The 21,790-nt window shown below is 61.0% G+C and carries 30 protein-coding genes and 2 tRNA genes; 5 read left to right on the top strand and 27 right to left on the bottom strand.

Annotation, left to right across the window (positions count from 1 at the left end):
- Positions 1 to 373 precede the first annotated feature (373 nt).
- Positions 374 to 1,777, bottom strand: coding sequence for a hypothetical protein (locus tag C495_RS01255; RefSeq protein WP_049890083.1), 1,404 nt, complete (start codon positions 1,775 to 1,777; stop codon positions 374 to 376).
- Between the two features lie 122 nt (positions 1,778 to 1,899).
- Between C495_RS01255 and C495_RS01250 the strand changes: the two genes are divergently transcribed.
- Positions 1,900 to 2,160 (top strand): cytochrome C oxidase subunit IV family protein, encoded by a 261-nt coding sequence (locus C495_RS01250; protein WP_008159264.1) that lies wholly within the window; start codon positions 1,900 to 1,902, stop codon positions 2,158 to 2,160.
- Between the two features lie 676 nt (positions 2,161 to 2,836).
- Here the strand turns inward: C495_RS01250 and secY are convergent.
- From secY to C495_RS01125, 25 genes are read right to left on the bottom strand one after another with little or no spacing between them, the layout of a single operon-like run.
- A complete protein-coding gene (gene secY, locus C495_RS01245; protein WP_008159263.1) occupies positions 2,837 to 4,294 on the bottom strand; it encodes a preprotein translocase subunit SecY in 1,458 nt (485 codons plus the stop codon).
- 3 nt (positions 4,295 to 4,297) lie between these two features.
- On the bottom strand, positions 4,298 to 4,798 hold the full coding sequence (locus C495_RS01240) for an uL15m family ribosomal protein (protein ID WP_008159261.1): 501 nt from the start codon (positions 4,796 to 4,798) through the stop codon (positions 4,298 to 4,300).
- Between the two features lie 2 nt (positions 4,799 to 4,800).
- The gene (gene rpmD, locus C495_RS01235; RefSeq protein WP_008159259.1) at positions 4,801 to 5,268 is read right to left on the bottom strand and encodes a 50S ribosomal protein L30; all 468 of its coding nucleotides are present in this window, start codon (positions 5,266 to 5,268) and stop codon (positions 4,801 to 4,803) included.
- On the bottom strand, positions 5,265 to 5,918 hold the full coding sequence (locus C495_RS01230; RefSeq protein ID WP_008159256.1) for a 30S ribosomal protein S5: 654 nt from the start codon (positions 5,916 to 5,918) through the stop codon (positions 5,265 to 5,267). Before C495_RS01230 ends, rpmD begins: the two co-directional genes overlap by 4 nt.
- On the bottom strand, positions 5,915 to 6,463 hold the full coding sequence (locus tag C495_RS01225) for a 50S ribosomal protein L18 (protein ID WP_008159254.1): 549 nt from the start codon (positions 6,461 to 6,463) through the stop codon (positions 5,915 to 5,917). Before C495_RS01225 ends, C495_RS01230 begins: the two co-directional genes overlap by 4 nt.
- A complete protein-coding gene (locus C495_RS01220) occupies positions 6,463 to 6,912 on the bottom strand; it encodes a 50S ribosomal protein L19e (RefSeq protein ID WP_008159253.1) in 450 nt (149 codons plus the stop codon). Before C495_RS01220 ends, C495_RS01225 begins: the two co-directional genes overlap by 1 nt.
- Positions 6,905 to 7,630: a 50S ribosomal protein L32e gene (locus C495_RS01215; RefSeq protein WP_008159251.1), complete on the bottom strand. Its 726-nt coding sequence runs from the start codon at positions 7,628 to 7,630 to the stop codon at positions 6,905 to 6,907. The genes C495_RS01220 and C495_RS01215 overlap by 8 nt, the downstream gene beginning before the upstream one ends.
- Before the next feature lie 3 nt (positions 7,631 to 7,633).
- Positions 7,634 to 8,167 carry a 50S ribosomal protein L6 gene (locus tag C495_RS01210; protein ID WP_008159249.1) on the bottom strand — a complete coding sequence of 178 codons (534 nt, stop codon included), beginning with the start codon at positions 8,165 to 8,167 and terminating at the stop codon, positions 7,634 to 7,636.
- A 2-nt stretch (positions 8,168 to 8,169) separates the two neighbouring features.
- On the bottom strand, positions 8,170 to 8,562 hold the full coding sequence (locus tag C495_RS01205) for a 30S ribosomal protein S8 (RefSeq protein WP_008159247.1): 393 nt from the start codon (positions 8,560 to 8,562) through the stop codon (positions 8,170 to 8,172).
- Position 8,563: 1 nt separating this feature from the next.
- Entirely contained in the window at positions 8,564 to 8,752 is a 189-nt protein-coding gene (locus C495_RS01200; protein WP_008159246.1) for a 30S ribosomal protein S14, read from the bottom strand.
- On the bottom strand, positions 8,745 to 9,281 hold the full coding sequence (locus C495_RS01195; protein WP_008159244.1) for a 50S ribosomal protein L5: 537 nt from the start codon (positions 9,279 to 9,281) through the stop codon (positions 8,745 to 8,747). Before C495_RS01195 ends, C495_RS01200 begins: the two co-directional genes overlap by 8 nt.
- Positions 9,278 to 9,979 (bottom strand): 30S ribosomal protein S4e, encoded by a 702-nt coding sequence (locus tag C495_RS01190; protein ID WP_008159242.1) that lies wholly within the window; start codon positions 9,977 to 9,979, stop codon positions 9,278 to 9,280. The genes C495_RS01195 and C495_RS01190 overlap by 4 nt, the downstream gene beginning before the upstream one ends.
- Positions 9,976 to 10,332, bottom strand: coding sequence for a 50S ribosomal protein L24 (gene rplX, locus C495_RS01185; protein ID WP_008159240.1), 357 nt, complete (start codon positions 10,330 to 10,332; stop codon positions 9,976 to 9,978). The genes C495_RS01190 and rplX overlap by 4 nt, the downstream gene beginning before the upstream one ends.
- Before the next feature lie 3 nt (positions 10,333 to 10,335).
- A complete protein-coding gene (locus C495_RS01180; protein ID WP_008159238.1) occupies positions 10,336 to 10,734 on the bottom strand; it encodes a 50S ribosomal protein L14 in 399 nt (132 codons plus the stop codon).
- Positions 10,734 to 11,168, bottom strand: coding sequence for a 30S ribosomal protein S17 (locus C495_RS01175; protein ID WP_008159236.1), 435 nt, complete (start codon positions 11,166 to 11,168; stop codon positions 10,734 to 10,736). The genes C495_RS01180 and C495_RS01175 overlap by 1 nt, the downstream gene beginning before the upstream one ends.
- Positions 11,159 to 11,563: a ribonuclease P protein component 1 gene (locus C495_RS01170; protein WP_008159233.1), complete on the bottom strand. Its 405-nt coding sequence runs from the start codon at positions 11,561 to 11,563 to the stop codon at positions 11,159 to 11,161. The genes C495_RS01175 and C495_RS01170 overlap by 10 nt, the downstream gene beginning before the upstream one ends.
- Positions 11,564 to 11,570: 7 nt before the next feature.
- Entirely contained in the window at positions 11,571 to 11,783 is a 213-nt protein-coding gene (rpmC, locus tag C495_RS01165; protein ID WP_008159232.1) for a 50S ribosomal protein L29, read from the bottom strand.
- Positions 11,783 to 12,724 carry a 30S ribosomal protein S3 gene (locus C495_RS01160; RefSeq protein ID WP_008159229.1) on the bottom strand — a complete coding sequence of 314 codons (942 nt, stop codon included), beginning with the start codon at positions 12,722 to 12,724 and terminating at the stop codon, positions 11,783 to 11,785. Before C495_RS01160 ends, rpmC begins: the two co-directional genes overlap by 1 nt.
- Positions 12,724 to 13,209, bottom strand: a complete 486-nt coding sequence (locus C495_RS01155; RefSeq protein WP_008159227.1) for a 50S ribosomal protein L22 — start codon at positions 13,207 to 13,209, stop codon at positions 12,724 to 12,726. Before C495_RS01155 ends, C495_RS01160 begins: the two co-directional genes overlap by 1 nt.
- 7 nt (positions 13,210 to 13,216) lie before the next feature.
- Complete coding sequence (locus C495_RS01150; protein ID WP_008159225.1) at positions 13,217 to 13,639, bottom strand: 30S ribosomal protein S19; 423 nt, start codon at positions 13,637 to 13,639, stop codon at positions 13,217 to 13,219.
- Positions 13,636 to 14,358 (bottom strand): 50S ribosomal protein L2, encoded by a 723-nt coding sequence (locus C495_RS01145; RefSeq protein ID WP_008159223.1) that lies wholly within the window; start codon positions 14,356 to 14,358, stop codon positions 13,636 to 13,638. Before C495_RS01145 ends, C495_RS01150 begins: the two co-directional genes overlap by 4 nt.
- A gap of 2 nt (positions 14,359 to 14,360) precedes the next feature.
- Positions 14,361 to 14,615 (bottom strand): 50S ribosomal protein L23, encoded by a 255-nt coding sequence (locus tag C495_RS01140; RefSeq protein WP_008159221.1) that lies wholly within the window; start codon positions 14,613 to 14,615, stop codon positions 14,361 to 14,363.
- On the bottom strand, positions 14,612 to 15,364 hold the full coding sequence (rpl4p, locus tag C495_RS01135) for a 50S ribosomal protein L4 (RefSeq protein ID WP_008159220.1): 753 nt from the start codon (positions 15,362 to 15,364) through the stop codon (positions 14,612 to 14,614). The genes C495_RS01140 and rpl4p overlap by 4 nt, the downstream gene beginning before the upstream one ends.
- Positions 15,365 to 15,367: 3 nt before the next feature.
- On the bottom strand, positions 15,368 to 16,387 hold the full coding sequence (locus C495_RS01130; protein WP_008159219.1) for a 50S ribosomal protein L3: 1,020 nt from the start codon (positions 16,385 to 16,387) through the stop codon (positions 15,368 to 15,370).
- Positions 16,388 to 16,391: 4 nt separating this feature from the next.
- Positions 16,392 to 17,294, bottom strand: a complete 903-nt coding sequence (locus C495_RS01125; protein ID WP_008159218.1) for a putative RNA uridine N3 methyltransferase — start codon at positions 17,292 to 17,294, stop codon at positions 16,392 to 16,394.
- Between the two features lie 497 nt (positions 17,295 to 17,791).
- On the opposite strand from C495_RS01125, the gene C495_RS01120 reads away from it, so the two are divergent.
- The 4 genes from C495_RS01120 to C495_RS01105 all read left to right on the top strand — a co-directional run bounded on the left by C495_RS01120 (position 17,792) and on the right by C495_RS01105 (position 19,791).
- Positions 17,792 to 17,862: transfer RNA gene (locus C495_RS01120), tRNA-Gly, on the top strand.
- 445 nt (positions 17,863 to 18,307) lie between these two features.
- Positions 18,308 to 18,378: transfer RNA gene (locus C495_RS01115), tRNA-Gly, on the top strand.
- Between the two features lie 518 nt (positions 18,379 to 18,896).
- On the top strand, positions 18,897 to 19,250 hold the full coding sequence (locus C495_RS01110; protein ID WP_008159217.1) for a HalOD1 output domain-containing protein: 354 nt from the start codon (positions 18,897 to 18,899) through the stop codon (positions 19,248 to 19,250).
- Positions 19,251 to 19,479: 229 nt separating this feature from the next.
- Entirely contained in the window at positions 19,480 to 19,791 is a 312-nt protein-coding gene (locus tag C495_RS01105) for an MTH1187 family thiamine-binding protein (RefSeq protein WP_008159215.1), read from the top strand.
- Positions 19,792 to 19,831: 40 nt separating this feature from the next.
- Here C495_RS01105 and C495_RS01100 read toward each other — a convergent pair whose 3' ends face one another.
- Entirely contained in the window at positions 19,832 to 21,790 is a 1,959-nt protein-coding gene (locus tag C495_RS01100) for a TRAP transporter permease (protein ID WP_394295658.1), read from the bottom strand.

Raw genomic sequence — 21,790 nt, 5'->3', positions numbered from 1 at the left:
TTCGGACGCTCTCGCGGGAGTGAGAAGAACGGTCGACACGGGAACGTCTATCCACGCCTGTAGAGCTGTCCCACGTTGACGGCCGCTCGAGTACGCCCCTTGATACGGTGTTCACTGTAGTCACTTCTCGCCAATCGCCGACCCGTGCTGGCGATCGGCGGCAGATAGGTACAGCGATCTGTCTGAGTTGTCATCGGATTCGTCTGTCAGCCGATTACGTGTTCTCGGCCCAGTATCAAAGTCTGGACCCAGCGACGGAGCGTGACACGCCGCTGGTGCCGTCTCAGAGCGAACTCGACAGGTGATCGCCCGTCATGGTTGTCCGTCGAGTGAACCGGGGGCGGTCTGCGACTGTCCGGATACGACCCGGTGATCAGGTGGGGACATATACTGGCTCGACCGGTGGAACGGAGATGAGCAAGACACTCACGAGAGTGAGGACGGTCATGACGACGAGAAACGGATACTGACATCGAATCGCGTCCGCTCTATCGACACACAGATCCAACGAAACAGCGTAGGTGATCCACACCGCGAGGAGATAGCCCAGCAGGATGCTCGCGATTTTCACGTATCCGAACCACGACGTTAGCAAGTACTGAGTCGGATTTTCGGGCGGGTTCAACGGCGACAGCATCGTGTCGATGAGTGATGGCCACAGCGACAGGGAAAAGCCGGCGTAGTGTGCAAAGTGGTAGCCTGCTGCGATTGCAAGCAGTGGCGGCCCGAATCGGATCGCAAGCGATCGCTCCGAGCGAGTCGGCTCGACGCGGCTGTACGTGTATGCGACAGCAAGCCAGTAGACCGTCCAGAAAAGCACAAAGCCGACCAGCAACAACCCGAGATAAACGAGTTGGGGCGGGAGTCCGATGTCGACAAGTGTCCCGACGATTTGGACACCCGGCCTCGTTGCGATGACACCGCCGTAAGTCAACTCCCAGAGAACCACGAGAATTACCGCCACCTCAGACCGGTCAGTGATGACTCCCTCATCACTCAGTCTAGCTCCGGGATACCGAATCTCGAGGCCGTCCGATGTTCGCTGGAGCGGCGCAACCGCACCATAGAGACGAAACAAGACCGAGATCGGGTCAGCCTTTCGAAACCAGTCCTCGGGAGTGAAAACGAGTGCCCCACCGATCGTGACGATCGTGTATACGAGGACAACCGACACGAGGACGCGTGGCGAGGTCGTCAGTGGGGCGATCACCTCGAGCCAGACCAAGACGAGCAATCCTCCGACTGCGGGCCACGATCCGAGCCATGCTGGATAGGATGCGTAGCCGGTCGGAAGGACCGTCACAATCTGTCGCCACGGGTTGAGTGCGTGCCAAGGGTTACCGACAGCGTAGGTGACGATCGTCAGCAGGGCGCGACCGCCGACGAACGTCAATAGAACGGCTGCACTGAAGGTCCCCATCTGTGGACCAATCAAGCCGACGACGACAACGAGGACGAGCATGACCACGCCGATCGTTCCAAACGCGATCGCCCCAGCCGTCTGAAGGCGTGCGACGGAGACACTGATCCCGGCAGCTTGGAACCGCTCGAGCAGTGTCCGATCAATGACGAGTAAGGACAGCAATATTGCAGCAACGATGAAACCACCGCTGATCGCAAGAGACTGCCACATCGGGATCGGCGCCCCACTGCTTTGCTCCGAAAGGCCGCTCGCGACATTGCTCGCGTTGACACCTCCCACAGCGATCACAAGTACCAGAATCGAAACCACACCGAGGACACCGGTTCGGCGGAGGCGGGCCGACCGTCTACTCATTGTTGTGCCGTTAGTCTACGCCCCCATCTACGTATCGTTTCACCGGACGGTGTTGTACTGGACACCAGTCCAACCGATCGTATGAGGAAGCTATAAGTGGCCGTCATACACATTGTACACCAATGGCTGACGTTCGGACATACTCCATCATATACGTGGTGTTGCTGGTGTTAGGGACCGCCAAGTTCGTCTTTTTCGAAATTGGTATTTCAGAACAAGCAGCTATCGGTGGGACAGTCGTACTGGCCGTTATCAAATCGCTGCTGATTGCTGGTTACTACCAGCACCTTCGGGAAGAGCCACGTGCGATTTCCTATATGATGCTCATCGCCGTGTTCATGGTGTTCCTGCTGACTGTTGCAGCAGGCTACTCCATTCAGTAACCTGACCGGTAACTGATTGTTTTCGCGGGAGCGATCCACTGTTTGTCGTTTTGGACACCAGCGCTCCGACCACTACTGTCATTTCTCGAGGGGCGTAGTTGGACCGCACTGTCGAGCAGTACGTCGATCGTTCGCCAGTCAATCAGTCTTCGATTGGTATGCTCACAACGCCTGCACAGCAGCGCCGACGGTACGTATGAGAACACTGTGACGTGTGTCAATCGCGATCGTGAAGCAGGCCGCCTCCAGCTCATCTCCGACCGTGCGACATGATCCGGCCGCAAGGAACGAGTCGGGAATGACATCTCACATGGTTAGCCGACGCCACGCTGCGTACGGGCCACGTCGACACTGTCGCGCCAGCGTCTCGTTCACACGAGCAGTGGTCTCAGAATACGACTCAGTATCGTTCACCGGCGAGTGTGTGCAACGACTGGAACAGTGTAACCAATCGGTTGTCGACAGCACATCGAGTAGCGACACACAGCTCGCTGTCGCAGTGGTGTGTCCACGATCATCGCGTAGACTCGAGGGAGAGATTCCGGTGACGGCCGCTGTCTTATCGGGTTGAGAACGATGCGACAGACCCGATCGACACATATCGTACAGCCGTCGTTCGATGGAGTGTGCGGTGATCGGCAGTGGCAACGAGAGAAACGAGAGACGGCAGTGGTCGCTAGTCGCGGCCGAACATGTCGCGCATCATCGGATGCATCTCCATCATCTGCTCCTCGGCGATCTCCTCGTACAGCTTGTACGTAATGGAGACAGCCAGCAGCAGCCCAGTTCCGGTGACGCCACCGATCGTCCCGAGCATGTTCGCCCAGACGGCGAGCAGGCCGACCAGCGCGCCACCGATGACGGTCACTTGCGGGATGTACCGCTCCATGACCTTCTCAATGACACCGACGTTCTGTCGGAAACCGGGGATCTGCATCCCGGAGTTCTGGATCTGCCGTGCCGTCGCTTTCGGACCCATGTCCGTGGTTTCGACCCAGAAGATGGCGAAGATCGCACCACCGATGACCATGAACGTCAGGTCGATCGAGATGCGGATCAGCACCTGCCATGCTTCCTGAGTGACGGTCCCCGTCCACCACATCCAGTCGTCAGGTGAGTAGATGGGTGCGAAGTAGTAGAAGAGCCCACCGGTAGGCTGGCTATCAGTGTAGGTCCCCAGCGCCGCAGGCATGCCGGCCCACTGACTCTGGAGGATCTGGCCCATGAACTGGATGTTCGCCTGCAGCGCACGGACGAGGATCATCGGCAGGACGCTCGCATAGATGAGCTTCACGGGGAAGCGACCGCGAGCACCCTTGACGCGGGCGTGGCTGAGCGGAATCTCGACACGGACCGACTCCGCGTAGACGACGATTCCGAAGATCAGCAGCGTCGTCAGTAAGGCGATGATATGCCCGTCCTGAAGCAACAGCGTGTACAGCCCATCACCGGCGACAAACGAGCCGATCTCGACCTGTCCGGTGATGATCCGGTACCAGTCATAGAAGAACGCGCCGGGCTCGAGCGAGAGGAATCCGGCGACGAGCCGCTGGCTCACGCTGGCGATGATGAACAGGCCGATCCCGCTGCCGACCCCCCACTTGCTGACGACCTCGTCCATATAGAGGATGAGGATCCCGCCAGCGAAGATCTGGAGGAACATCAGGGTCTGGACCTGCGTGTGGCCGAACTCGAGTCCACCGAGCGTCAGCGACTGCTGAGCTGGCAGGAAGCCGCCGGCGAACACCATCGGGAGCGCAGTCAGCGCCGTCATGATGATGACGAGCAGCTTCTGCAGCCCCTGATAGAGCACCTGGTCCCGTGGATCGTTCGTGTCGAGACCGAGTAGGTTCGCACCGCCGAGTAGCTGCAAGACGATGCTCGCCGTGACGATCGGTCCGATACCGACCTGCATTAGCGAGCCTTGCTCGCCTGCAAGTACCGAACGGAACTGGCCGAAGATGTCGGTTGCACCTTCTGCACTGCCGAGCAGCGAGATGTTCGTCAGGAAGAAGTACAACACGAGGATGCCTGCAGTCCACACCAGCTTCCGCTTGAAGGGGACGTGCCCCTCTGGACGACGCACTGCGGGCATCCGCGTCAAGACCGGTTCGGCGGCTTCCTTCCATCCCATATGTTATTCCTCGTTCTGTTCGGAGTCGGCGTCGGCGTCAGCGTCTTCGGCGTCGGCTTCCTGCCCTCGTTCCGAGACGATCGCCTCGCCGCCGGCAGCCTCGAGTTTCTCCTCGGCGGCTGCCGAGAAGGCGTCTGCCGTTATCTCGAGTGTGTTTCGGACCTGGCCGGAGCCGAGGACCTTGACGATGTCGACCTCGTGGCCGTCCTCGACGATATCGCGGGCGTCGAGTTTGTATCCGTCGTCGGTCTCTTCGGCCTGGCCGTCAGCGACATAGAGGATCGCGTCCTCGTCGAGTTTCTGGACGTCGATCTCGGCGACATCCTTGCGGATGCCGTGGGGTCGCTTGAAGCCGTGTTTCCCCTTCGGTTCGTAGTTGTGGAACTCGTGTTTGCTCCGCCCGGCGCGGCCGCGACCGCCACGGTGGCCTGCACCACGTCGGTTCTTGTGGGTGCCGCCGCTGTGCGTGCGCGATCCGCGCTGGCGTCGTTTTTTACTCGTCATTGTTATCGCATCGACTCGAGGAGATCGTTAATCTCTTCGGTTGTATGTTTTCCGAGTTGGCCGCCTTCGACAGTCGGCTTCTTGATGCCGTTGTGGCCACCGCGTGGTGGGTGGAGTCGAAGCGTCGGCGACAGTCCTTCCTCACGAAGCGTCGTCTCCTCTGCGAGCAGTGCCTCGGCGAGCGCACCGAAGTCATCGTACTCGGTGTTCTCGGCGAGCCACTCCTCGTCGACGTCCGACTGTTTGCCTTCGAGCGGCTCGGCTCGCTTTGCGAGCAGCGTCTCGAGGACGTCAGCGTCGGGTTCGCCGTAAGCGACGTAGTCGTTGACCTTCGTGACCATCCCCTGATATGCGTCGGTCTCGGGGACGAGGGTACAGTGGTTGACGCTGTGGATGTTAAGCATCTCCAGGGTGTCCTGGATATCGCCCTTGCGGTTTACCTCACCGCGGACCTGCACGAGCGCTTTCATTGGTCAGCCACCTCGGCTTCTTCTCGGTTTGGACGACGCTGTGGATGACGCGACTGCGAGGCGTTCTCGAGCGCGTTGAACGTCGCTTTCGCGAGGTTCACGGTCGTTCGCGTGTTGCCGTGACTCTTGGTCCAGGCGTTTTCGATGCCGGCCAGTTCGAGGACGGCACGAACGGTGTCGCTTGCGGCCAGTCCAAGCCCTTCGGGGGCAGGGATGACCTCGACCTCGACGGAGCCGGCTTTGCCGGTGGTCCGGTGGGTCAGCGAGTGTGGTCGGTCCGAGCGGTCTTCCCACGACCCGGAGCCGCGTGGCACCTGGATGATGTTCAGCTTCGCGATACCGATCGCCTTCTGGATGGCAGACCCGACCTGGTCGTCTCGACCTTCCGCGTAGCCGACGTAGCCGTCGCGGTTACCGACCGCGACGACACACCGGAACTTCACGCGTCGTCCGGAGTCCGTCATGCGCTGGACCATGTTGATGTCCAGCACTTCGTCGTCAAGCCCCGGCAGGAGCTGGTCGACGATTTCGGGTTCCTTCAGTGGAAGTCCCGAGTTGAGGGCAGTCTCCATGTCGTCGATTTCGCCCTCTTGGACCATTCGGCCGAGACGGGTGACGGGTTCCCATCCACTGTCGTTGTAGTTGCTCATTCGAGAATCGCCTCTCGTACGTCGTCGAAGTGTTCGGGGAGTTCCGTTGCGTCGAACTCACCGCTGTACAGTGGCTCGTCTAACTGTTCGGCGTACTCGGCGATGTGTTCGCCACGCGTACGCGACCAGTCTGCGAGCACGCTGTCGTTGTGCGGGATCTCCAGACCTGCGTCGATTGCGCCTTCCTGCACCGCAAACACTTTGTTTCCGGGGGTTGCCGTGTTGAGACCGATGTCGAGGACTGCTTCCTCGAGACCTGCCTCGACGGCTCGTTTGCCGGCCAGCAGGCCGGTCAGGTAGGCCGCAGAGATGTTTCCTGTGGGTGCTTCCCAGCCGTACGCTTCTAGATCGCTCGAGTGTGCGCTTGCGAGCGTCTCGTCTCCCTGAGGTCCGGGAGTGATCAGCTGCGCCGTAGTGTGCTTGTTGCTCTTGCGAGCGACGAGTCGGGGCTTGCCCGATTTCAGCAGGCGCAACCTCTGGTGGTAGTCCGTCCGGACCTCACGGCGACGCCGCATCGGTACCTTGTATCGTGGTCCTGTCGCCATTATTGGTCACCGTAGGTGTCGTCGATGTAGTTCAACAGATACCGGACGCTACGGAACTCCCCACCGCCGGCCTTCTTGTAGAGCTGGCGGTACTGCGTGGGCGTCAGCTCGCCCTTGTCGCGGAGTTCACGCAGCTTCCGTCGCTGTGCGCGAATCTTGCTCTGCCATTCTTCTTTCTCGTTCTGGCGAGCGCCTTTCTTGCCGCGGCGCTTGCCGGGGCCGTTCTGGTGGCCGTATGCGCGTTTTGCGTTGCGCTCACGGGCACGCCCTCGGGAGTTGCCCGAGGCGTCTGCGGCCTGAATGCGACCGTCCTCGACGAGTTCGCGGATCTCGTCGCGGGTGATCGCTTCGGCGATATCCGCCTGCGCGTCGGGATCGAGCCAGACGCGGTTCTGACCGACGTCTAAGACGTCTGCTGCGAGTCGCTTCTGTGCGGAGAGATCAGTCATTGGATTCCACCTCGACTTCTTCGTAGGTCGGGTTTAGGACGCGAACGCCCTGCTCCTCGGCCTGCTCTTCGATCCGCTCGCGCTTGCGTGCGCCGACGGCGGATGCGATCCGAACCGCTTCGCGAGAGCCGTCGACACCCTCGAGGTCGTCCGTGTTCTCGACGTAGACCTCGTCGAAGCCGCTCGGGTGTTTGCCCCGAACGCTTTCGGGCGTGCGGTAGCCGGCGGACACTTTCGGACCCTTACCTTTGACACCGCGGCGCTGTTTCGAGAGGCCGCCGCGAGGTCGCCGCCAGGATTCCGGCGTCCGCTTTTTCTTGTGATAGTCCTGTCGGTTGAACTGCGGTTTCCCTTCGGCCTTCCGACGGTTGAGGAGTCGCTCCTCGTTCTCGGAGAGGTCGGGCGTCTTCTCGGTCAGCCCGCGGGGCTGCAGTTCCGTCTCGACGTCTTCGGCTGGCTCTTCTTCTTCCTCGCCTTCGTCTTCGATCTCGGCTTCGGTCTCTTCGGTGACCTCGAGATCGCCGACGTCGGCTTTGATTCGGGCCGCGAGTGCGTTCCCGACGCCGTCGGCCTCGGCCAGTTCGTCCTGGTCGGCCTCTTTGACGTCCTCGATGGACTCGAAGCCGGCGTCGCGCAGGGCATCTGCCTTGCTCTCGCCGACGCCACTGATGTCCTCGAGTTCCTGTGGCTCGTCGTTCGGTTGGTCTTCGTCTGCCATCTATCAGGCACCTCCTTTCGCGGGTTTCTCGGTGATGTAGACCCCGTCTTGGAAGACACGGGTGTCCTTGCCGCTGACACGCGTCAGCTGCTCGATGTCCGCCGCCGTCTGGCCGACGTCCTCTTTGTTCGGGCCGGAAAGGACGAGGCGTTCGCCGTCGACGGAAACGTCGGTTTCACCGTGGATAGTCGTGCGTCGCGGTGCCTTCTCGCCGAGGAAGTTCTCGATGACGACATCGTCGCCGTCCACGCGGACCTGCATTGGGAAGTGAGAGTAGAAGGCTTCCATCTTGTACTCCCAGCCCTCGGTCACGCCGTGGAAGGCGTTACGGATGTGGCTCTCGAAGGTGCCGACGGTCGCGTTCGTTTTCGCGTCCTCGGCCTCGCTTTCGATTACCACACTGTCGTCTTCCGTCTCGACGGACACGTCTGGGTACCAGAGGCGGCGCGTAACGCTGCCTTCCGGACCGTCGACGGTCACGTCGAGATGGTCGATCTCGACGGTTACGTTGTCAGGGATTTCCAGTTCGACTCGCATGGTTAGTAGACGTATGCGATAACCTGACCACCGATTCCCTGCTCACGAGCCTCGTAGTGGCTCATGATGCCGCTGCTCGTCGTGACGACGAGTGCACCGAAGCCTCGAGCGGGGAGATAGCGTTTCTCCCATTTCTCGAAGTCCTCGGCACCGGCGGCGTAGCGGGGCTTGACGGGGCCACACTGGTTGATCGCTCCTTTCAGTTCGACCTCAAACTGACCGGCTTTACCGTCGTCGACGTACTCGAAGCCGTCGATGTACCCGCGGTCGTAGAAGACCTCGAGTACGCTGCCGATCTCGTTGGAGGCGGGTGTTACCTCGTGGGTCAGATGCCCCACGCTCTCGGCGTTGTCGAGTCCCGAGAGCGCGTTGCTGAGTGGATCGTTTCCAGTCATATTATCGATACTTCCTGAATCCCATGTCACGAGCAATCTCGCGGAAGCACTGCCGACAGAGGTTGATGTCGTACTTGCCGACAAGTCCCTGTTTGCGGCCACAGCGCTGGCAGGCCGCTTCCTGGCCCGTCCGTTTTGCTGCGTGCTCGCCCGTGCGCTCGTTTTCTACGTCTGTTTCACTTTCACTCATCGTCTGCCTCCACGCTCACATCGAAGTTCGCCTCGATGAACGCAATTGCGTCCTCGGGGGTGAGTCGGTGGCTCGAGGGGATCGACCGGTTCGCCTTGTCGCGCTTTGCGACGCGGTAGCCTGGACGGACCAGGTTGACGGTGACGTCCATGCCGTAGATCCCGACGTTCGGGTCGTACTCCTGGCTTGGGAACTCGGTGTGTTCCTCGATTCCGAAGCTGAAGTTGCCCGTGTCGTCGAACTGGCTTGCGGAGAACGTTGCAAGCGGCAGCGACGTCTCGAGGAACTCGTAGGCGTCCTCGCCGCGAAGGGTCACCTTCGCGCCGATCGGGTCGCCCTGACGGATGCCAAAGTCGGGTTCGGTCCGTTTCGCCTGGGTACGGACACTCTCCTGACCAGTGACTTCCTCGATGATGTCTTCGGCTTTGCCGAGTTCGCGGCCACCGCGGCCGACGCCCATGTGGACGACGACTTTTTCGACGCGGGGTTCGCGCATCTCGTGGAACTCGCCGATGTCAGCTTCGCTCATTCATCATCACCCGTGAAGTTCTCGTCGATCACGACGACGTACTCCTGGATGGTCTCGAACCCGTCGTCGTCGGTAGAGACGCCGACGGTGTTCGGACCGCTTCCTGGCGTGATGTCGATCGCGTCGATCTCGCCGATCTTGCCGCCGTGGTTACCGCTGACGGCCGTCACGAGCGCACCCTCTTCGAACGGGAAGTGGGCGACGATCGATTTGTCGTCGTTGTCGACGACGACCGAGTCGCTCGTGTTGTACTCGCTGCCGTCCTCGACGAGGACGTTTGTACCGTCGTGCAGCGTCAGCTGTGTGTCCCCGCCAGGGACTTGCTGTTTGCCTGCGATCTTGCCGAGGCGGCTTTCCGCAGCATCCTCGTCGATCTCGGTCAGCGCGAGTCGACCGCCTTCGTCGGGGAAGACGCGGTAGTACTCCTCTCGACCGGGGAACGCAACGATGTCGAACATGCCGATCGGGCGCTGTTCGTCGTTGATCGGGTCCCCGTTGATGAGGATCGCATCCTCGGAGAGGGCGTATCGTGCTTCCTTCTTCGAGTCCACGTAGCCGAGGACGTCCCGCAGCAAGACGACGAGCGGAACGCCTTCTTTGCCGTGTGGGCCGGCACCGGCCTTGACCGTGAAGACGTCAGTCTTCCGTTCGACCGGCCAGGACTTCGGTACTGACAGTCGTTTCTGGTGTTTTGTCATTCGGTATCACCTTCGAGGCGCGCCTCGCGACGCTCGTCTTCCAGATCGAGGTCCGTGATACGGACGTTCGAGGGGGCAAGCGGTCGTGGCACTTCTTCGCCGTCTGCCGTCTCGACCGTCACGTCCTCGACGTGGATCGTCCCGTCCTCGAGGATAGCACGAAGAACCTCTCCTTCAGTGCCGGCGTGGTCGCCACGCATGACTTCGACGGTGTCGCCCGCGTTAACGCGGGTGCGTCGGGTGTCGTACTCCTCGCGGAGGTCGTCGGACAGCGTCGCATGGAGCTGCTTTCCTCGCTTGTGCAGCGGCGCACGCTCCGTCTGATTTCGCTGTTTGTGTGGTTGCTTGCTCATTGTCTATACGATCATCGTCGCGGTGCTTGCGATTGCTCCGAAGCGCTCTGCGACTTCGCGAGCGATCGGGCCCTTGATCTCCGTGCCGCGGGGCTCTTCGTTCTCGTCGATGATGACGGCCGCGTTGTCCTCGAACTTCAGTCGCGTGCCATCGGGCCGGCGGATCGATTTCCGCTGGCGGACGATGACGGCCTCGAGGACCTGTCGGCGCATCTCCGGGGTACCCTTGGTGACCGAAACGGTCACTTTGTCACCGAGTCCCGCCTTCGGCTGGCGGTTCTTGGTGCCGTGGTAACCCGCGACGCTGATGACCTTCAGCTCCCGTGCGCCCGAGTTGTCGGCACACGTGACCAGCGACCCTTTCTTGAGTCCCTGCGTGACGTCGGCTTTCATTGCCTCCATCACTGATCACCCTCGTCGTTGCCGCCGAGGTCGTCGGCCGAAAGCTGTGGGTCCGGCTCGCTTTCGCCGGTCAGCTCGGCGACGTCGGCTGCAGTCGCTTCTTCAGTTACTTCGACGACCACGTGCGATTTCGTCTTCGACAGTGGTCGGGTCTCTGCGATCTTGACCGAGTCACCGACCGAGAGCGGCTCGAGCACGCCCGGCACGTGTGCCGGAATGCGCGAGCGTCGTTTCATGAGGCGGTCGTATTTCGGAACCGCCACATCGTACTCTCGCTCGACGACTACGGTCTTGTCCATGTCCGTCGAGACGACCTGCCCTTCGAGGATCTGTCCTCGAACGGGAAGTTCGCCGTAGAACGGACACGTCTTGTAGTCGTATTCCTCCGGGTTTTCTGGTTCCGGAGGGGTTTCAACGTCTAGTCCTATTGCCATGGTGAATCACCACTAGTTTCCGTGCGTCGGGCGGGTCGTGAGAGCAGTCGCGAGCCATCGACCGTAACGTAGGCCACATCCTCGCCGGCGCTGTCTGCGGCGTCCGATTGCTCGGTGCCCGCAGGTTGAGTGTCGGCCAGTTTGGACATGGTCCCCGACTCCTTTGGTGAGTCGGCGGCGTCATCTGTGATCGCGAACTCGAACGTCGAGCCCGACTTCGGCACCATCACGACCCGAGACTCGCCGTCGTCTCGAACTTCCATCGAGAGGGTGTTGGTCGTCTCGATGACGACGCGCCCTTCTAGACCCACTCGCGAATCGTCGTCACTCTCGACGACTCGGACGGGGAGTCCGTTGAGTTCGTGTCGCGGCAGGGTCTCGGGTGTCAGTGCCATTGTTCGATTATTCTTCGTCCAGGTCGCCTTCCTCGCGCTGGATCGTCTTGATCCGCGCGATGGTGGTACCCAGTTCGCCGATGCGGCCCGGGTTCTCCGGTGCACCACCGGCTGCGAGAACGGACTTCTGGTTCAGCAGCTCCGTCTCGAGTTCTTCGAGTTCTTCTTCCCGTTCGGCGGGCGTCATGTCGCGGATCTCTTCGACGTGGAGGATCGCCATCAGGCGTCACCTCCCTCGTCTGCGTCGTCTTCGTCGTCTTCCATCTCCGCGACGAGTTCTTCTGCTTCGGCCTCGACATCCTCCTCGAGCTCATCGAGGTCTTCCTCGATCGGAGACTCATCGGGGACGTCGACTTCCTCTTCGGCGTCGACTTCGGCTTCGATGACTTCCTCGACGACGTCTTCGTCGAGGTCAGCCTCGGCGTCCGTCTCGACGGCCTCATCGGCCGCAGCTTCGGCACCGGCGTCGGCCGCCTCGGCTGCTTCGGGTTCGCCCTCGAGGAGTTCCTCGACACCTTCGGCCTCGTTAGCTTCGACGGCGTCAGGGACGACTTCCTCGGGGTCCATGTCTTCGTAGACGGCGAAGTCGTCGGGCAACTCGGCACCTGGCGGGATGATCTTGACGTTGACCCCGATGGTACCGAGTTTCATCACCGCGACGCCCTGGCCGTGGTCGACGACCTCTTCGGCGGGTTCGCCGTTGTGCTTGATGTAGCCGCGGTTGAACTTCTCAACACGCGATCGAGCGCCCGTCACCTTTCCGGAGAGGACGATCTCGGCGCCGAGTGCGCCGGCTTCCATGATCCGGTCGATCGTCGTGTGACCGGCTTTCCGGAAGTACCAGCCACGCTCGAGTGCGTTGGCCAGTCGATCAGCGACGATACGTGCGTTCAGGTCGGGTTCTTCGACCTCCTGCACGTCGATCTGTGGGTCCTCGAGGTTGAATTTGTCCTCGAGTGCCGTCGTGACCTTCCGGATGTTCTCGCCACCTTTGCCGATGACCATCCCGGGCTTTTCGGCCTTGAGGACGATCTGGGTTCCCATCGGCGTTTTGGCGACGTCCATGCCACCGTAGCCTGCGCGGCCGAGTTCTTCCTGGAAGAACTCGTCGATCTGGGACCGCTGAAGGCCGTTTTCGATGAACTGGTGTTCGTCAGCCATTAGTTATCTACCTCGTCGTCCTCGGTGTCTTCGACCTCTTCGACTACGATCTCGACGTCCACTTGCGGCGTGTTCCAGGCAGACGCACGCCCCATCGCGCGGGGCTTGCGGCCGACTGACTCGCCGACCTTGTGGGCGGCGACGTGGACGATCTCCATCGACTCCCCGTCGAAGCCCTGGTGATCGGCGTTGGATTCGACGTTCTCGAGCAGGTCGAGGAACGCTTCCGAGACCTTCTCGGGGTATTTGCCGGCGTCCCAGCCCTCAACGTCGGAGCGGTGACCCGCGCCGGAGTTGTGGGATTTGAATGGGACCGACTGCTTCTGGTCGATCACGTCCTGGAGGTACGCCTGGGCGTTTTCAACCGAGCGGCCCTTGAGTTCGCGGGCGACCTCTTTGCTGTGCTTGTGGCTCATGTGACGCTCGCGGAGCATCGCTTTCGCAGTTGCGTCCGGGTCGGCGTCGACTGAGTAGTTGATTCCCATACGGTGATCACTTCAGTGGGACGAACTTCGAGGATCGAGTCGCGCCGATACCGGCCTGTCCGTGTTCGACGGAGTTTCGGGTCAGCTGGAACTCGCCGAGATAGTGTCCGATCATCTCGGGTTCGACACGGACGCGCTCGAACGACTGGCCGTTGTAGACCTCGAAGGTCAGACCAACGAACTCCGGCAGGATCGGCATATCCCGCAGGTGCGTTCGGATCGGCGCGTTCGCCGTTTCCTCTTCGTCTTTCTCGCGTGCCTTCTCGAGTAGCTTCTGCTTCTCGACGGAAAGGCCGCGTACAATACTTCGCCGCTGGCGTGCGGGGAGCAGTTCTGCAACATCCTCAAGCTCCAGATCCTGCAGCTCCTCGAGCGTGTGGCCGCGGTAAGTGAACTCACCTTCACGGCCGGTTCGGTACTCCTGACTCATTTGTTGCCACCTCGACCGGTGCGTCGGGACGAGATGTCACCGACCTTCCGTCCTGGCGGGGCGTCCCGCGAGACAGATTTTGGTTTGCCGGGGTGCTGGCGGCCACCGCCACCGAACGGGTGGTCGACGGCGTTCATCGCCACACCACGGACGCGAGGCCACTTCGTGCCTCGGGCTTTCATCTTGTGGTACTTGTTCCCTGCTTTGACCATCGGCTTCTCCGTACGGCCCCCACCAGCGACGACGCCGATCGTGGCGCGACACTGTGGGTCGAGGCGCTTGACCTCGCCGCTTGGAAGCTGGATGACCGCTGCGTTGCGGTCGTGGGTGATCAGGTCTGCGTTGACACCGGAGGCACGAGCGAATCGACCGCCGTCGCCCTGGTTTGCCTCGACGTTACAGACCGGAACCCCTTCCGGAATCTCCGCGAGTGGGAGCGTGTTTCCGGGTTTGATCTCAGCCGAAACACCGACCTGAATCTCCTCGCCGACGGCGACACCCTCTGGAACGAGGATGAGTCGCTGGTCGCCGTCTTCGAATTCGACGGCGGCGACTGGTGCCGAGCGGGCGGGGTCGTGTTCGATATCGACGACTGTGCCGCGGATGACGTCGTCGTCTTCTTCCTTTTTGTGGTCGAGTTTCGCCTTGTAGCGATGGGATGGGGCACGGAACGTCGAGGTCCCGCGTCCACGTCGTTGTCCTTGAATGCGTCGTCCCATTCTTAGAACACCCCGATCCGGGAGGCGACTTCTTGCGCGTCGTCGTCCTCGGAGAGTTTGATCGTCGCTTTCTTCTTGCCTTTCATCGTTACCTGCGTGTTGATGTCAGCGACCGAGATGTCGAATCGGGATTCGACTTCGTCGCGAATCTCGGGTTTGGTGGCGTCTGGGTTGACGACGAACTGGAGTTTGTTCTCGTAGTCCATGTCGTTCATCGCCTTCTCCGTGACCAGTGGGTGTTCGATGATCGAACTCATCGGTCAGCCACCTCTTCGAGTGCGCTCTCGGTCCAGACGGTCAGTCGACCCGGCTGCGTGCCGGGTGCGAGGTCTTCCGCGTTGACCTCTGCAGCCGTCGTGACGTCGACACCAGCGAGGTTCCGGGCCGCACGGGATGGGCCGGACTCACTCGAGGTGACAAAGAGGATCGACGTTGGCGTCTTGTACTTCCGTCCACGGGTCTTCCCGCGACCCGCACGGACGCTTCGACCCTCGTCTGCGCGTTCGATGTCGGCCTCGAGACCGGCGGCCTCGAGGAACTCGACGACTTCCTTCGTCTTCTGGAGGTCTTCGAACTCGTCTGCGACGACGACCGGAATCTCGGCGTCGTCGTCGAACTCGTGGCCGCGTTCGGCGACGAGTTCGGCGTCCGTCGTTGCCGCGATGGCGCTGCGGACGGCCAGTTTCTTTTCTTTCGTGTTGATCGATTCGGACTGGTCTTTCTCGGCCTTTGGTGGGTGGGCCTTTCGTCCTTTGACCGCCTGGGGAACGCGTCGTGCGCGTCCGTCCTGGCGTGGGACGTGGGCCATCCCGCGGCCGCTACCGAACGATTCAGCCGGCGTCCGCATGCCGGCGAACTCGTCGGCACCGTAGTCCTGCTTCCGGTTTGCCTGGGCGACACGAACGGCGCGGGCGATCAGGTCCGGGCGGTACGTCGTCTCGAAGACCGCCGGGAGCTCGACCGAGCCCGTTTCGTCGCCGTCCAGGTCGCGTACTGTTGCTTCCATGTGTTATCCCTGGTTGGATGCGGTGGAGACGTAGCGCACCTCGGGATCGAGGCGCGGCTGGTCTCCGGGTCGGATCGCCGGGCGGAAGCGTACGAGACGCTTGTTCGGCCCGGGGAGCGAGCCCTTGATCAGCGCGTGTGGTCCATCGACTTCGCCGTAGTTGACGAAGCCACCGTCGACCGTCGCGTCTGCGCCGTCGCCGATGTCGACGAGGCGTTTGTTCAGTTCCGTCCGCTGGTGGTATCCCGTCTGTCCCTGCTGTGGGACCGTCGAGCGGACGCGGGATGGGTTCCAGGGGCCGAGGTTGCCAATGCGGCGACGCCAGCCCTGCCGGGCGTGTTTGCCCTTGCGTTTCTGGACGCCCCATCGCTTGACGGGACCCTGCGTCCCTTTCCCTTTCGTGACGCCGCTTGCGTCGACGTACTCGCCGGCGCGGAACATGTCGTTCATGACGTGTTCGCCGCCGTCCTCGACGGTCTCGAGGGCGAAGTCGACGCGCTCGTCGAGAGAGCCGCCGCCGACGCGCGTTTCCATCACGTCCGGTTTCTTCTTCGGCATCGAGGGAATCTCCCCCGGTACCGTGTGGGTGATGACGCGGACGTCGTCGACGCGTCCCTCTTCGAGGTAGCCACGGAGCTCGTCCGTAGCAGCATCGACGTCGTAATCGTCACCGGGAAGGTCCAGCACACGATCGAGTTCAGGTGCGAACTCGTCGGTCCAGACCTCAGTCAGTGGCTTCATACCATACGGCGTGTCTTCGTACACTCGCAGAGCAACGGCGCGCATTGGCGGCGTCTCCACGATCGTCACGGGAACGGTCTCTTCCATTCCCTCGGTCGGCGAGTTCGCTTTGTCGTCGACCATAACGACGTGGGTCATACCGGCCTTATAGCCCGCGAAACCCTGGAGCGTCGGCTGTCCGTCGTCGTCCGGCCACGAGTTAAAGCGTGGGACCTCGCTGGTCGCCCGCTGTCGTGGGCCGAACCCGAGTGAGCCTTTGCGTGGTGCGTTTGGTTGTGGCATTCTATCACTCTTGCAGTGAGAGGGGAGCGAGGGTGGCGAACAGAGCTTCTTCCGTTCGCACAACCTCGCTGCCCTGATTCGGAACCGTATTTAGCCAGAGGTCGAACCCTGGATCGGCTGTGGGTTCGACTCCGTCATCGGCTGTGTCGTCCCCAGTGGACGATTCGGCCGCGTCGCCTTGTCCCGACGACGCGTTGACAGCCGATGCCTCGATTCCGAGGATATCCGGCAGCCCTCTCTCGGGCGCACCAAATGCGACGGTCAGCCCGTCACGATCGATGCGTCCGGCCAACGTCTCGAGCCGCCCGACGGTGAGTTCTTCACCGAATCGGGAGGCAGCGATGCAGACGCCAGCGTCCTCACGGCCGAGAGCTGCGGAAAGGTCCGTCCGCTCGACTGCAAGCCCCGGGAGGGGCTTGTTCTCGAGTTTCGCCCGGACCGGTCGTCGCGAAGAGATCCTGACGGTCACGCGCTCCCCCTCGTCGACCTCCATTTTCGGAGGGACGTTGAGGGAGATCGGGTGTTGCAAGCCGCAATTGACCCGGACGCGCCCTTCAGGTCCGACCTCGGTCACGATTCCTTGTCTTGACGACCCCGAACCGGTAGATTCGGAGCCGGTCTGTGACATGGCGCGGAGCGGCGGCAAGACGCCCGCATACTCCAGTTCGTCCCGCATTCCCCATGCCTCGTTTCGGAGGTATGGCGGTGTTGCGGCGTACCGCAAGACGGTGCTTACGAACCCGCCGTCGAATCTGCCCGTTTCGCCTTCCCGGTCCGGGTAGACGATCAGGCGATCAGCCCGAAAGATCGTCGCCGCGCGGGCGACGTATCCGAGTTTGCGAGTTGCCTCGCGTTTGTCCTCGGCTTCACGGGTGAGCGACGACGGGACGAGTATGCTGACGGTCATGCCGAGACGCTTCGGCGCCGCGTCACTAGACTGTAGCGATGTGTTGCCGATACCACCGTAAAAGGATAGCGGATTCGATTGCGGCTGTGAACGGCTCACACGTGTGAATTCGGGGCAGACGGGTCGTCTCAGATGACGGTTTTCAATAGTAACTGATAGGGATTGTCACAGCCATCCGGAGACTCCAAGACCCGACCTTCGGCGGGGAACTGCGAACGCCGACGATAATCCCTCTTCAGGGGCTACGGTCCCGATCTCCTGGCGTGTCGCGGAGCAGTTGCGGGTGTCCCGGCACTGACCGACGGGAGTTCGTCTGACTGGCGTGCTGCTCGGATGACTGAGTTGCTGGTGTTCGCGCGCACGCGAACAAAAATAAATAGTGAGTCGGATGGTGAGTACCACAGCCCAGCCACATGGTACGTCGTGAACACCCATACGGCAACCCGGTTCGCAACGCTTATACATGCCTCCCGATGTAGGTGTAAGTGCGCAACAGGGCGCTGGTAGTGTAGTGGTATCACGTGACCTTGCCATGGTCACAACCTGGGTTCAAATCCCAGCCAGCGCATTTTCACTGAACGATACCGACGAGCGAAGCGAGTCGTCTATTCCGTGAACATCGTTCTCAGATTTGAATCAGTCCAGTCGCCCACAGCGTCGCGAGCACGTCTGGGAGTGGTGTAAATCCCAGCCAGCGCATTTCGACGACCAACAACTTCGACGAGCACCGCACAGCGTATGCGCCGTGAACTGGAACGATCTCGTGAGCACGACTTGAGTGAGACGTTCTTGTCGATCGGTGTATCCTCGAGACCATGCCTCAAGGACGAGCGTCACGAGACGAGCCGGCGGTGTCATGTACTCGAGACCGCGAGACTGCTATGCGGTGGACACGAAAATAGTGTCGCGATGAGACGAACGCCGACTGTCATCGGGGGCGTTCGGTCTCCGTTTCGACATTTATAAGTGTGCGTAGCGACTCGGTTCAATTGCACTCGTCACTGAGTGAGTACGCGCTGGTAGTGTAGTGGTATCACGTGACCTTGCCATGGTCACAACCTGGGTTCAAATCCCAGCCAGCGCATTTCTACCGCGAACAACTCCGTGAGCGGCAGATATCGGATCTGGATATGAAGCATACTGAGGTTCTGCGAGCAGAGTGAGCAGGTTCTCAGGAGCGGTTCAAATCCCAGCCAGCGCATTTCGCTGCATGTAATCCCGCGAGCGTAGCGAGTTGTCTGTGCCGTGAACATCGTTCTCGAATTTGTATCACCCCAATCGCACACAGCGGTGCGAGCACGTCTGGACTGGTGCAAATCCCAGCCATCGCACGCTCGAGCGAAGTCGAAGTACCCGTTCTGACCGTCGGTCGAATCGCTGCTAGCGTCGCAGACGCAGCGTGGCTGTGTGCGGGTAGTGGTCGAAAACCGTTCCTCTCACCACCGAATCACTTACCACAACGTTCATTGCCAACTGATAATCGCTGTCTTTGAACTATCCGGCGGTATTCCGTCGTATCTGTTTATAAATCCTGCCTGCGATTGGCTTTTATACTATGGGGAACTACGGATCGGTAGACGATTGACCCCCCGCAGATCGCCTATGGAAACTGAATTTTCATCCACCGACGACGCAGACGACGTTCAGTACGATCAAACGAACGGTCGCTACGTCTTCCACCACGATATCGACGGCACTGCGACGATTACGACCACGATCGTCCACGCGCTTGCGTCGATCGCAGACACCGACGTCTCACAGGGCGAGTTCTCGCTGTACGACAGCGTTGACCCGGACGCACTCGACCGACTCTTCAGAAAGAAGGCAGACGGCACCGAACGAACGGGCGGCCACGTCGCCTTCACCGCCCTCGAGTACGAGGTGTACGTCTATGCGAACGGCGACGTCATCATCTACCCGCCCACGGACTCGAGTCACCACCCACAGCCGAACTGAGCACGGTGCCGTCTGTTCTCGTTGGTGAACTCTTGACCGGCGTTGCGTTTCGTAGCTGCCAGTCGTGACTCCGCGAGCGTCGGTATAGTAACAACTGAACCGATGTACACACAGATCACACAGCTGTCGTGCGAGCTGGTGTGCAGTGACGGCCAGTGGCTACGATAATCGTCTCGAGTCCAGTCGTACGGGGTCGGATTTAGGGGCTGGCGCGTCCTCAGTACGACCGATGACAGTCGTTGCACTCCTGAGCGTGGCACCGGTGATCGAGGAGAGTATGTCGGGCGAAGTCGCGAAGGCCGTCGACGCACTCGAGGCCTACGACGTCGCGTACGAAACGAACCCCATGGGGACGGTGATCGAAGCCGACGATATCGGAGAGCTGTTTGCAGCCGCGCAGGCGGCCCACGAAGCCGTCGACGGCGACCGTGTGAGCACGGTGTTGAAGATCGACGACAAGCGAACGCGTGAAACGACCGCGTCGGAGAAAGTCGAGGCTGTCGAGGATCAGCTCGGTCGGCCGGCGACGAGTTACGAGTAACGCTCGAGAGACCGGCGAAAAGAGTCGAAACGCAGTGCGGTTACGGACGTTCGGCTTCGACCGGCTCTTTGCTCCCACCGTTGAGTCCGGTTGCAAGCGCTTGGAGCTTGCCGACCGGATCGGGTTTGCCAACGATCGTCTGGACGACCAAGAGGCCGGCCGTGGCGGCGAGTGCGCCAAGCTGCACCAGCAGGTCAGGATAGACCATCACGATGATCCCGAGTGCGAAGAAGACGACTCGAGCACCGGCGGACACGCTTCGACCGAAGGCGAATCGGTAGTTGATCCCGTGGATGATCGTCAGTGCACCCAGCATGGCGAGGAGGCCAGCGCTGATCGCAGTCGCGTCGAACGCTCCGGAGACGAGTTCCGGATGGTAGATGAACGCGAACGGAAGCACATAGAGCGGCGCGGAGATTTTCAGTGCCTCCCAGACGGTCTTCCAGAAGCTTGCTCCGGCAATCCCACAGGCGACCGCAGCGCACGTGGCGATTGGCGGGGTCAATCCGGCGAGGATTGCCGCGTAGAAGACGAAGTAGTGTGCAGCGAAGTCGGGAAGGAGGAACTGTCCAGTCAGTGCAGGCGCGACCAGCAACGCGACGATCGTGTACGCTGCCGATGTCGGCATCCCCAGTCCGAGGAGGATACAGATGATCATCGACATCACTGCCGCGAGGAGGAGGACGCCACCGGAGAGGTCCATCAATGCGAGCGAGACCGCCGTCGGAACGCCAGTCGTCAGCAGAATATCGACGACGCCGTTGATCGCTGCAAGGATGATTGCAACCGGTGCGAGCACCACAGCACCCTCACGGGCGCCATCGCGAGTATGGGCGAGAACTTCACGGCCCGTTGCCGACAGGCTCTCCCCTTCATACAGGGCTCTGGCAATCGGGAACGTAATGCCAGTGATGATCATTGCGACCGCCGTCCACAGCGCCCCAGTCATCACGGTGTACTGCAGGACACCGAGCACGTAGAGGAGGATTACGAGCGGAATCGAGTACTTGAGACCCTCGTAAATGAACTCACCAGTGGTTTTGGTTCCTTCGAAGTAGTCGTCCATCGTGGGGTTCTCGATTTGCGGTGCTGCAATGTAGTGCACACCGGCGAAAATCGAGACCATGAGGATTGCTGCCGGGATGAGTCCAGCGAGCATCACGTCGACGTACGTGACAGAGCCACCGATCACCGAGACCATGATGAACGCTGCTGCACCCATCACGGGTGGCAGGACCTGACCCGCAGTCGAGGCAACGGACTCGATCCCGCCAGCGGTCTCGGGTTTCAGACCGCTCTCTTTCATCATCGGAATCGTGAACGAGCCGGTCATTCCCGCATTTGCGGTCTGACTCCCGTTAACAGAGCCGATGACAGCACTGGCGACAACTGCGGTCTGGGCGACCCCCGACGAGATGTATTTCGCGGAGCGAACTGCCAGCCGCAAGATCATGTCGAACGCGCCGTAGGCTTTGAGCAGGCCAGCATAGAGCAGGAACGGCGCGATCCATGCTGCCACGAGTCGGTTGAGTGACCCGAAAAAGCCCTCGACCTCGAGGACGAGGAGGCGAAGCATCCGTTCGGACGTGATGCCGCCGTGTCCCAGGATGCCACCGATGTACTGGCCGAACAGACCGTATCCGATGCCGGCAAGCAACACGACGAGGAACGTCATCCCGAACGATCGCCAGGTCAGATAGATGATGACCAGCGTGAACGCAAGCGCGAGCGCGAGTGCTGAATCGGTCGCGATCCCGCGTGCGCCTTCATAGAGGGCACTATAGTTGGTAAAGAGGTAGACCGCCGTCGTAATAACGACGGCTGCAGATATCGTGAGCAACACCGCCGAGAGGCGGTCTTCCTCTTCGACGACGTCGATGAATTCGTTGACGATGTACACGAGTAAGATCGCACCAAGGAACACGATCCCGTACCGGGCACGCGGCATCAGCTGGGAGTACGACCAGCCGAGGACCTGTCTCTTATACACATCTCTGAT

The sequence above is a fragment of the Natronorubrum sulfidifaciens JCM 14089 genome (assembly GCF_000337735.1).
Taxonomy (GTDB): Archaea; Halobacteriota; Halobacteria; order Halobacteriales; family Natrialbaceae; genus Natronorubrum; species Natronorubrum sulfidifaciens.
This window is presented reverse-complemented; position numbering and strand designations above follow the sequence as displayed.